The following is a 1,508-nucleotide window of genomic DNA, read 5'->3' on the forward strand; positions in this document are numbered from 1 at the left end:
GCAGCGACGCCGTCGTGACGGCGCAGCGCGCTCTCGACCTCGCCGGGCTCGATGCGGAAGCCGCGGATCTTGACCTGGTGGTCGGCGCGACCCAGGAACTCCAGCGTGCCGTCGGCGCGCCAGCGCGCGCGATCGCCGGTGCGATACAGCCGCGTGCCGGGCGGTCCGAACGGATCGGCGATGAAGCGCTCCGCCGTCAGCCCGGGACGGTTGATGTAGCCGCGCGCCAGACCTGCGCCGGAGACATACACTTCGCCCACGACGCCGATTGGCACGAGTGCAAGGCGCTCGTCGAGCAGGTGCACCTGCATGTTGTGGACGGGGCGGCCGATCGTTGGCGGCGCGTCGTGCGGACCGTCGGAGAACCAGGCGGTGGAATAGACGCTCGCTTCGGTCGGCCCATACAAATTCCAGATCCGGCAGTCCGACAGCACCGCTCGCGTCCGGTGCACCAGCTCCTCGGGCAGCGCCTCGCCGGCAAGGATCAGCGCGCGCGCATCGGTCGGCAGCGCCGACGTATCGAGCAGCGCGCGCAACACCGACGGCACGCCGCTCAACAGCCGCATGCCGGAGTGGCCGCGATGGGCGATGGCGAGCAGATCGGGGGCGACCTCGATGCACCCGCCGCAGCTCAGCGGCGAGAACATCTCCAGCACCGACATGTCGAAATTGATCGAGGACGAGGCGAAGGTCGCCGCCAGCACGTCGGTGCCAACAGCGGCAAAGCTCCAGCGCACGAGATTGACGAGGCCGCGCTGTGGGATGGCGACGCCCTTGGGGCGGCCGGTGGAGCCGGAGGTGAAGATGACGTAGGCGAGGTCATCGGGCTGCGGACGGATTTGCGGTCGCGCCGGCGGCGGTTGCAGCAGCGCGGGATCGTCGAGCCGGAGCTGCGCGAGATCGTCGGGCAATGCGGCGGTGCTGCCGTCGGTCAGCACCAGTTGCAGCCGGGCGTCCCCAGCCATGACGCGCAGCCGCTCGGCCGGATAGGCCGGATCGAGCGGCACATAGGCGTGTCCCGCCTTGAGCACGGCGAGGATCGCGACGATCAGCTCCGGGCCGCGGTTCAGCGCAATGCCGATCAGTGCGTTGGTCGTGGGAATGCGAGCGGCGAGGTGTCCCGCGAGATGATCGGCGCGGCGGTGCAGCTCGGCATAGCTGATCTCGCCGCCGGCGTGGATGATCGCGGGCCGGTCGGCATGGTCACGCGCGGCCGCATCGAGCAGATCGAGAATGGTCTCGTCGACAACACGCGGCGCAGCCGTCGCATTCCACGTTTGTAGCTGGCGCCGTTCGTCGGCGCCGAGCATCGCGAGGCTGCTGAGCCTCGCCGCGCCGTCGGCCCTCGCCATCGCGCGAAGCAGGGTTGCGACATGGCCGGCCAGCCGCGCCATGCTGGCGGGCGCGAACATCTCGGCGTCGTATTCGAGAATGCCTTCGAGGCCGCCGTCGGCGGTCGGCTGCAGCGACAGGGTCAGCGCGAACTTGGCGACACCCGGCTCCGGCGG

General features: G+C 70.2%; 1 protein-coding gene. It reads right to left on the reverse strand.

Annotated elements, in window-relative coordinates; all coding sequences use genetic code 11:
• Nucleotides 1–1,508: amino acid adenylation domain-containing protein (locus QX010_RS33010; protein WP_316183715.1), on the reverse strand; the 1,508-nt coding region annotated here is incomplete at both ends.

The sequence above is a fragment of the Bradyrhizobium sp. SZCCHNRI1009 genome, from assembly GCF_032487575.1.
In the GTDB taxonomy this organism is placed as follows: domain Bacteria; phylum Pseudomonadota; class Alphaproteobacteria; order Rhizobiales; family Xanthobacteraceae; genus Bradyrhizobium.